We start from the raw sequence: 9,210 nt of genomic DNA on the forward strand, positions 1-9,210 counted from the left end.
TCAGCTCCAGGCCCGCAGGGCCGCTTCGGTGGTGACGATCTCCACCTGCTGGTCGAAGCGCGGCAGGATGAGGTCGAGCGTGGCGTGGTGGCCCGGCAGCGACGAGCTGGTCATGGCGTCGGCCACGGCGACGATGCGGAAGCCGCGGTCGATGCCGTCGAGGATGGTGCCGAGGACGCAGACATCCGTCTCCACCCCCGTGACGATCAGCGTGTCGGCGCCCAGCGCGGCCAGCCGGTCGACGAATTCCGGCGCGGCGAAGGCGGAATGGGTCGGCTTGTCGATGACGCTGCCGGGTTCGGCCAGGGCGGCGAGATCGGCCACCAGGTCCAGCATGCCGGGCGCCAGGTTCGGCCGGGTCACCGCGGCCCAGCGGGTGTAATAGCGGCGCCAGGTGCCGGGCGCGTCCTCCGCCCGCTCCGGCGTCACGAAGCGGGGGAACAGGGTGCGGCCCGCCTTGGCCAGCGCGGCGACGTTGGGGACGATGCCCATCAGCGCCGGAGTCGACCACACCGTGTCCTCGGCGAACAGGCGCTGCAGGTCGATGGCGATGTGGATGGTGTTCGGCGACAGCGGCCCGAAGCGCAGCATCAATCCTCCAGTGCGATGGTGTGGGCGGCGGACCAGCCCAGGGTGACGGACGCGCCGGGCTCCGGCGCCAAACCGTCCTGCGACCGGTTCTGGGCGAAGACCTTCAGCTCGCGCCCGTCCGGCCCGGCCAGCAGATAGGTCGAGACGGCGCCGGCATAGATCACCTGGCGCAACGTTGCCGGGATCGCATTCTCGAAGCTGTGGGCGGTGTTCGGGGCCAGAATCACCATCTTCTCCGGCCGCACCGCCAGGGTCATCTTCGACCCGGCCGCCGGCAGCTTACCCGCGACGCGGATGGTGCCGCCGCCCGGCACCTCGACGCCGCCTACGGCGACCGTGCCCTCCAGAAAATTGGCGTCGCCCAGGAACCCGGCGGCGAAGCGGGTGCGCGGCTGCTCGTAGATCTCGCCCGGCGCCCCGTCCTGCACGATCCGGCCGCGGTCCAGGATGGCGATGCGGTCGGACAGGGTCAGCGCCTCCTCCTGGTCATGGGTGACGAAGATGGTGGTCAGGCCGCTCTCGCGCTGGATCCGCTTCAGCTCGACCTGCATCTCCTGCCGCAGCCGCCGGTCCAGCGCCGACAGCGGCTCGTCCAGCAGCAGCACGGTCGGCTTGGTGACGATGGCCCGGGCCAGGGCCACGCGCTGCTGCTGCCCGCCGGACAGCTGCTTCGGGCTGCGGCTCTCGAAGCCGGACAGGCGCACCATCTCCAGCGCCTCGCGCGCCTCCTTGGCGGCGGAGGGGCCGCGCACGCCGCGCCGGTTCAGCCCGAACATCACGTTCTGCAGCACGGTCATGTGCGGGAACAGGGCGTAGGACTGGAACACCATGCCGATGCGGCGCTTCCACACCGGCACCCGCGTCACCTCCTCGGTGCCGATGCGCAGCTCGCCCTCATCCGGCACCACGAAGCCGGCGACGATGCGCAAGAGCGTGGTCTTGCCGGAGCCGGAGGGGCCGAGCAGGCTGGTGAAGCGCCCGGCCTCGAACGTCGCGCTGATCCGGTCCAGCACGGTGGCGGGGCCGTAGCGCTTGCTGACGGCCGTGACCTCAACCCCGTTAACGCCGCTCACGGGCGCCTCCCATGTTCGACAGCAGGGCGAAAGCCAGGACCAGGACCATCGAGGCGCCCAGCAGGATGGTGGAGATGGCGTTGATCTCCGGCGTGAAGCCCTTGCGGATGGCGGAGTAGATCTCCACCGGCAGGGTGGTGACGCCGGGCGTGGCCAGGAAGTAGGAGACCACGAACTGGTCCAGCGACACGGCGAAGGCGAACAGCGCCGCGGCGATGATGCTGGGCAGCAGCAGCGGCAGGGTGACGCTGAAGAAGGCGTGCAGCGGGGTGGAGCCCAGGCTCATCGCCGCCTCCTCCAGGTCGGCGCGCTGCGACTGGAGCCCGGTGCCGACCACCAGCACGACATAGGGGATGGCCAGGGCGACATGGCCGATGGTCATGGCGAACAGGCCGCGGCCGATGCCGGTGGAGAAGAAGAACACCAGCATGGCGGTGCCGGTGATCAGCCAGGGAATGGCGATCGGCGGCAGCAGCAGCAATTGCAGCAGCGACCGGCCGCGGAACTTGCGCCGCGACAGGGCCAGCGAGGCCGGGGTGCCGATCGCGGTCGCCAGGATGGCGGTGACGATGGCCAGGACCAGGCTGTTGCCGCTGGCCGACAGCAGCCGGTCATTGCCCGGCAGCTTGGCGAACCAGTCGAGCGAGAATTCGAAGGGCAGCTGGTACAGCGGCGAGGCGTTGAACGCCATCACCACCATCACCGCGATCGGCAGGTACAGGAAGGCGATGACGATCCAGAGATGGGCGAGGCCGAGCTTCTTCATGGCTGGGCCCCTCCCTGCTGCCGTTTCAGCACCGGCGCGGCCAGGGCGAAGATCGCCAGCACGATCGCCAGCATGGTGAAGGACAGGGCGGCGCCCAGCGGCCAGTTGAAGGCCTGGGTGAACTGGTCCTCGATCACCGTGCCCATGGTGACGCCGACCCGGCCGCCCAGGATGCGCGGCTCCATGAAGCTGCCGATCACCGGCACGAAGATCAGAACGGAGCCGGAGACCAGCCCCGGCGTCGCCAGCGGCAGGATGATCTTCCAGAACACCACCGGCGCGCGGGCGCCCAGGCTGCGCGCGGCCTCCAGGATCTGGTCGTCGATCGCCACCAGCGACAGGTAGCAGGTCAGGATCATGTAGGGCAGGTAGGCGTGCACCAGCCCGACCACGATGGCGGGGTAGGTGTACAGCAGCCCCAGCGGCGCCGCGTCCGGCAGGATCCAGTGATAGAGGCCGTCGATGATGCCGCCGTCGCGCAGCACCATGGTCCAGGAGAAGACGCGGACCAGCCCGTTGGTCCAGAACGGCAGGATGATCAGCAGGAACAGCACCTGCCGGGTGCGGCCGAAGGTGGAGCGGGCCAGGGCCAGCGCCGCCGGCAGGCCGACCGCGGCGCAGATCAGCGTGGTCCAGATCCCGATCGACAGCGAGGTCCAGGCGACGTCGCGCAGATAGGGCCGCTTGAGGAAGGCCAGGTAGTTGTCGAGGGTCCAGACGATCGCCCGGCCGCCGAACGGCGCCACCTTCAGGAAGGAGAATCCGAGCATCATCAGCAGCGGCAGGAAGATCGCCAGCGTCAGCCAGCCATAGGCCGGCAGCAACAGCCCCGCCGTGGCCAGCCAGCCGCGCTTCTCCGCCCCGCCGGCGGCGGGCGCGGTGATGGCGGAAGCAGTGGTCGGCGCCGCCAGCTCGGTCATCGGGTCTCGCCCCCTGTCACACGCAGATCCAACTCGACCTCCCGCATGCTACCGGCCGGGACAGCTCGCCCGCCCATCCTTCATCCCGCCCGCCCCTCTTTCATCCTCCCCCTCCCCTTGCGGGAGGGGGTAGGGGGAGGGGGCTCGTGCCGCCAGGGCGACGACGCAGGACTGATCCCGGCTTCGACACACCCCTCCCCCTAACCCCCTCCCGCAAGGGGAGGGGGAGAGTAAATGGGCAAGGCGGATTGGGACCCTCACCCCGCGTAGAACGCCTTCGTCTCCTGCCACAGATCCGAGAACGCCGTCCTCTGGTCGTCGCTCAGCGGCGACATGAACTGCAGCTGGGACAGGTACTCGGCCTTGTGGATCTGCCTGTTCAGGTCGTCGGCCGGCAGCGCCGCCATGGCCTTGGCGTTGGCCGAGGCCGGGGCGCCGACATTGGTGGCCCAATAGTCGTAGAAGCCGGGGTCGATCATGTAGTTGATGAACGCCAGACCCGACTCCTTGCGGGTGCTGGTGGCCGGCACCGACAGCCCGTCGATCCAGCCGATCCCGCCTTCCTTCGGCACCACGAAATCGACCGCCAGCTTGAAGTTGCGCTGCGACCGCACGGCCGCGCCCGACCAGTAGATCGAGACGTCGAACTCGCCGGCGGCGAAGGCCTTGTTCCACTGGTCCTCGCTGGACCACAGCAGCTTCACCCCGGGCTTCAGCGCCTTCAGCTTGGCGGCGACGGCGGCCATGTCCTTGGGCGCGTTGATGTCCTGGCCGGTCATCAGCGCGCCGATGCCGATCGCGGTGACGGCGTCGTCGAACAGGGCGACCCGGCCGGCCTGGGCCGGGTCGGCCAGCACCGAAAGGCTGTCGGCCTTCACCTTGTCGCGGCGCAGGCCCAGCGCGTTGATGCCCCACAGCCAGGACACGCCATAGGTCTTGCCGTCCTTGTGGAAATTGGCGTGGTCGCGCAGCGCCGGCGCCAGGTCGGCGGCGTTCGGCACCTTGGCCAGGTCCAGGGGCTCCAGCAGGTCCTCGGCCTGGGCCTGCAGGGTGCGGGCGCTGTTGATCAGCACCACGTCATAGGTGCCCGGGTTGGTGCGCAGCTTGGTCAGCATCTCCTCTTCGGAGTTGAAATAGTCGTGCTTGACCTCGATGCCGGTCTTCTCGGTGAAGGCCTTCAGGGCCCAGGCCTCGTCGGTGCCATAGCCCTGCCAGTTCAGGACATAGATGGTCTCGGCCGCCCGCGCCCGGCGCAGCGGCATGGCCCCGGCCAGCGCCCCGGCCCCGAGCAGGGCGCCGAACCGGCGCCGATTGAATGTGACGGACATGAAACGCTCCCCGACGGTTATTGTTTGTACACAAACGATGCTAGCGCGGGGTGGCGGGGGTTGTCAAATTGCGTTGGATGACGGGCGAGCAGGCAACTGCACAATGGCGAAGGTGCCTTTGCTCGAAAGGACCTCTAGATCCAGAATGTCGCCAAGTGACAAAGCCCTACGGTAAAGGCTTTTCAAAACAGAGTACTGACTCAACTACACCAGAAGGTCGCCCGTATGCACGTGAATGGCGATTGACGCCAGCCATAGAGCGCCTAAAGTGAAAATCTTCTCGCCTAGTTAAATTTAGATTGGCAGCCTTGGCCATTTCAGCAACGATGCTCGGCAGATCGTTGTGAATATCTTTATAGTATGAATCTTGAACCACCAATACCGCCTGTCCGCCGAATTTCAGAGAAATTGAGATATTAGAAAGAGATTTTGCCATTTTATCAAAATAATCAATATGTGTCTTATAATAATACCCACTTGAAGCTTTAGATGGGTGTGTTTTAATTTTTGACAAGAAAGCACTGCACTTTTCACCCCACGCTTCATTGGCGGCGATATTGTGGCGTGGGACTCGGGTGGACCCAAGCATTCGGCGACTCAAATCTTCCGTCGCCACATTTGTCAAAGGGTGCAGTACAGCTAGCTCGATACGTGTCGCGGCGCTATAATCGATACGTGTGCAATAAGGAGGCGACGTCAGTACCAAATCAACGCTTCCTTCGTCGAGCTTAGTTGATGTCGCATCGGCAAGAAAAAGTTTGGCTGCGGCATAATCGATCCTAGAATCACTGGTTCGACTAGAAAGGGATTCTGCCATATTCTTCAAACTGATGGCGAAAGTTGCCAGGAGCGCTTGGCGATCGGTTGAAATGCGCTGCTCGTCCTTGGGTTTTCTGAGCCAGGTGGGATTGGAGGATCGGTAGGGCGTGGCCATCTGGCGGCAAACGGAGAACAACGCCACATAGAAGGCCGCCGCCATGCTCGCCATCTTATCGAACCGCACTCCTTCACGAGTGAGGGTGAGCTCCCCGACAAGCTGGTCGCGGATTCGACGCTCTAATGCCCGGATCAAAGCCGCCGCCGGGCGGTCGAACCACCATAAGAGTGGATCGTCGAGTTCGAGAAAGCGGCTATCAGCTCGGATGCCATCTATGATTTTTCGAGCCAACGGCTCTAAGGCATCTGCTTCTGATGGCGGCAGCAAACGGGCTCGAGCGATAATGACCATTACCGGATTGAGATCAAAGCCACACGATTTGATGCCAAGCTGGTAGGCCGAATAGGTTGTTGTGCCGCTGCCGTTCCACGGGTCGAGAACCATTGAATCCACAGGTAGATGCGCGCTTTTTAATAGTGCACGTGCAAAGCTTTCTGGATAACCTGCATAGTATGGGAAAAATCCATTCCACCCGCGCTGCGCCTGTGGTGTAAGTTTTGGTGATTCAATTACAAGTGAATTAGAGGCCGGCATCTCAAAAAATGCTCGTGCGGGCAGGGGAGACGTTCATTATTTACGGCACCGTGGGAAAGTATGACTGCGCATCGCTGATGCGCAGGCCGGGCGAACGATCGATTCCAACGGTAACCATATCAGAACTCCTGGCGGCAGAACGATCTTTCTATGCGGTTAGCAAGAGGTGAAATTGTCCGATATCGGCTAGCCATTCGTCGAGCAACGTATATGGACGACCGGGAAGCAGTTGATCGACCACCATCCAGGCTTCGGTGGGCGGGGATAGCCCACGTGCGCTCCCAAGCGCGAGGACGGCAGCAGCGGTTTGAACATTTCGATGCGCAAAAAAGTGTCGCGCTCGCGAAAGTTCGGAAAACGCAGTGGAATTGATGCTCAATGCATTGCTGACCGAACCAAGATTCGACAAGCCAGCCGCTACAGCTACCTGCATTACGCGCGCCGGCTGCCGCAGGACAGCCTCGTCACGTCGCTCTATGACGCTGCTAGAAAAGCGTTTTGACTTATTAGGTTCCAATATATTGAGAATATATCTCACTGCATCTTGTTGATTTATATTTCCGACACTATGATTAACTCTCATGCCTGTCGCCGTCTTGCATCTAAGAAGTGAAGATACGAGAAATTCTCTCTGTAAATTTATTATTAAATTGTCTAGCTCGATTATTGCCCAAGTTATGGCTGAATTCCTCCTATAGATATCGGATTTTGGGCAGGCACTTATGACTTGCCTAATTTTCGATATCCGGCGGCGAACGCAAAAATTTATCTTCGATAAATCTGATACTATTCTCATATTTACGATGACTCTCCCACAGCCGAATGTAAATAAGCTAGTCGGATTTCCCTCGGCTCTTTCACATTTGTCTTTTCGGCGCAAGCCTTTACAAAAGGATGCGTTGCGTATTCATCGCCACCATCCAGGAGGGCCAGGAGATCACCGAGGTCTACGCTATCGATGTCGCCTGAAGAGGCGGCGTGACTCCGACCATTCTCAATCGCTGTAGTGAGGCCTGCGTTCTCCGTTTGATGTGCCGCGTGTGCGAGAACCAAAGTGTAAAAGATATGAGCCTTACAAAGATCCGAGCCTTTGAAATCACCTAAATCGAGTGCTGCGTCTAGCGCAGCGCGTATCTTCCTCCCCAATTCCTCTTCCTGTGGAAAATCTTTATCAAAAGAATTATATATACTATCAAGTTCTTTCGACTTTGTGGTATGAATACCGTTTATCATAGCAAAAATTACGTCGGTTATAAATTTATAATCCGACATTCTAATAAAATCTCTTGCGCTCATAACTTCAGAATCGAGAAGCTTACCCTTATATTCCGTTGCGATGCCGTTTATAAACCACTTAAATGGTCCTTGATAACGAGCATGCCTCTTCTCTTCTTCATTAAGCGGAACATTATTTGAATTCATGCGTCGGAAGGCTTCTCTTACATCCGAATCGGTAGCTCCTGTAAATTGATCAAGAGGAAGGGAGTAGGAGAGAAAGGATTCTTTATATTCATCAGACAAAGCATTGTAATTTTTCCCCTTTAGTTCATCAGTTTCGATATTTTTTGAGAGTCTAAGTTTATTGTTAAAAAAATCGCGTAGAGCCATGCTACGTTGCTGACCGTCAACAATTTCTTTTATGGACTGTTTCGTCTTTAGCGTAATTTTTGAGTGAAGGAAAATCTTGGGTATTGGGTACCCAAGAATTATGGATTCTATAAAAAATGATCTTGCCTCGCCTCTCCATATCTTGGGGCTCCTTTGGTATTCTTGATTAACTATAATTTTATTATCATTGATATCGTTGCAGTAGTCTCCTACTGCCATGGGTGACGCAAAGGCTTTCATCATCCGCGCGCGTCCTTCGATTATAGCGCTAACGCACTTACCGCTACCAATTTGGGCCGATACATCCTACTTGTCGACCAAGTAGCAAGTCCATTCTAGTATCTATGGGCTTCGCGGCGAATAGCCCAGCATGCCGGCCTCCTTCACGCCCAGGCCATCCGGCATCGCCGTATTGCATTGGGCCCAAAGCGCAAGATTCTCACCCCTATCCCTCCGTCACCTCCCCCAGCAGCCCCTTCAAATGCGCGATGTCCCCGCGCAGAAACGGCAGCACCTCGTCGCCCATGCGCTGGCCCTTGCCGCTCGGGTGGCTGTACTCGGCCGGCAGGCACCAGGCCCCCGAATAGCCGACCTTGCGCAGGGCCTGCACGAAGTCGCGCCAGGAATAGGCGGCGTGCTGGTGCGTGGTCCAATGCACCTTGTAGACCGCCTCCTCCTCCGGCGCCGTCAGCCGGCGCTGATAGGCGCTCTTGAAGTTCACCAGGCGCAGCCGGTCGGACAGGATGTCGACCGCGAGATCCGTCGGCTCGCCCGCCACGCCGCAATGCGCCATGTCCAGCACGGCGCAGACATGCTTCGGGTCGTAGCGCTCGATCAGGTACAGCACCCCCGCGGCGCTGCCGATCTGGGCGCCGGAATGGTTCTGGATGCCGATGGCCACGCCGTGGCGCTCCAGCGCCGGCAGCAGCGCGTCGAACCGGCGGCGGCAATCGTCGACCGTGGCGCGGAAGCCGACCGCTGGGTCGATCGCGACGCAGATCCGGATCATCGGCACCCCGGCCTCGCCGCAGGCGGCGACCGTGGCCTCGTCGATCGACCCGGCGATGCTGCGGATCGACAGGCCGCGCGCCGCCAGGGTGCGGGCGGCGGCCGGCAGGCCGGCGGCCGCGGTCTCCGGCGTCACCTGGTAGCCGGGGCGCACCGGCAGCTCCACCCCCTGGAGGCCGAGCCCGGCCACCGTGTCGGCCAGCTGCGGCAGCGGGCCCGTCCAGGGCTTGGTGAACACGGTCAGGATCGGCTCGGACACTGTTTCCTCCAGGGGATGCGGGGCCGGCGGGGTGAGGGCGGATGGTTTCGGGTCAGGTCACGCGGACAGGGCCGTGCGTGGCCCCCGGGCTTGGCCCGGGGATTGCGGGAGCGTTTCGGAATGGCTTCCGCCCTTCCGATATGGAGTTTTTTATCCTCCCCCTCCCCCCGCGGGAGGGGGTAGGGG

The 9,210-nt window shown here is 61.4% G+C and carries 8 protein-coding genes; all 8 read right to left on the minus strand.

From position 1 onward, the window contains the following. Complete coding sequence (locus tag ACTOWL_RS16385; RefSeq protein WP_441322319.1) at positions 1-591, minus strand: cysteine hydrolase; 591 nt, start codon at positions 589-591, stop codon at positions 1-3. Further along, on the minus strand, positions 591-1,664 hold the full coding sequence (locus ACTOWL_RS16390) for an ABC transporter ATP-binding protein (RefSeq protein ID WP_441322320.1): 1,074 nt from the start codon (positions 1,662-1,664) through the stop codon (positions 591-593). Before ACTOWL_RS16390 ends, ACTOWL_RS16385 begins: the two co-directional genes overlap by 1 nt. After that, entirely contained in the window at positions 1,651-2,430 is a 780-nt protein-coding gene (locus tag ACTOWL_RS16395; protein ID WP_441322321.1) for an ABC transporter permease, read from the minus strand. Before ACTOWL_RS16395 ends, ACTOWL_RS16390 begins: the two co-directional genes overlap by 14 nt. After that, on the minus strand, positions 2,427-3,350 hold the full coding sequence (locus tag ACTOWL_RS16400; protein ID WP_441322322.1) for an ABC transporter permease: 924 nt from the start codon (positions 3,348-3,350) through the stop codon (positions 2,427-2,429). Before ACTOWL_RS16400 ends, ACTOWL_RS16395 begins: the two co-directional genes overlap by 4 nt. Positions 3,351-3,607: 257 nt before the next feature. Further along, positions 3,608-4,678 carry an ABC transporter substrate-binding protein gene (locus ACTOWL_RS16405; protein WP_441322323.1) on the minus strand — a complete coding sequence of 357 codons (1,071 nt, stop codon included), beginning with the start codon at positions 4,676-4,678 and terminating at the stop codon, positions 3,608-3,610. 166 nt (positions 4,679-4,844) lie between these two features. Then, a complete protein-coding gene (locus ACTOWL_RS16410) occupies positions 4,845-6,149 on the minus strand; it encodes a hypothetical protein (protein WP_441322324.1) in 1,305 nt (434 codons plus the stop codon). A gap of 798 nt (positions 6,150-6,947) precedes the next feature. Beyond that, the gene (locus ACTOWL_RS16415; protein WP_441322325.1) at positions 6,948-8,000 is read right to left on the minus strand and encodes a DUF262 domain-containing protein; all 1,053 of its coding nucleotides are present in this window, start codon (positions 7,998-8,000) and stop codon (positions 6,948-6,950) included. 202 nt (positions 8,001-8,202) lie between these two features. Further along, on the minus strand, positions 8,203-9,024 hold the full coding sequence (locus ACTOWL_RS16420; RefSeq protein WP_441322326.1) for a sugar phosphate isomerase/epimerase family protein: 822 nt from the start codon (positions 9,022-9,024) through the stop codon (positions 8,203-8,205). Between the last annotated feature and the right edge of the window lie 186 nt (positions 9,025-9,210).

It is taken from the genome of Inquilinus sp. CA228 (genome assembly GCF_052078665.1).
Lineage (GTDB): Bacteria > Pseudomonadota > Alphaproteobacteria > DSM-16000 > Inquilinaceae > Inquilinus.

Coding starts and splice junctions, on each gene's coding strand:
- ACTOWL_RS16410 (WP_441322324.1), bottom strand. CDS start 6,149: ATGCCGGCCTCTAATTCACTTGTAATTGAATCACCAAAACTTACACCA.
- ACTOWL_RS16415 (WP_441322325.1), bottom strand. CDS start 8,000: ATGATGAAAGCCTTTGCGTCACCCATGGCAGTAGGAGACTACTGCAAC.
- ACTOWL_RS16395 (WP_441322321.1), bottom strand. CDS start 2,430: ATGAAGAAGCTCGGCCTCGCCCATCTCTGGATCGTCATCGCCTTCCTG.
- ACTOWL_RS16385 (WP_441322319.1), bottom strand. CDS start 591: ATGCTGCGCTTCGGGCCGCTGTCGCCGAACACCATCCACATCGCCATC.
- ACTOWL_RS16405 (WP_441322323.1), bottom strand. CDS start 4,678: ATGTCCGTCACATTCAATCGGCGCCGGTTCGGCGCCCTGCTCGGGGCC.
- ACTOWL_RS16400 (WP_441322322.1), bottom strand. CDS start 3,350: ATGACCGAGCTGGCGGCGCCGACCACTGCTTCCGCCATCACCGCGCCC.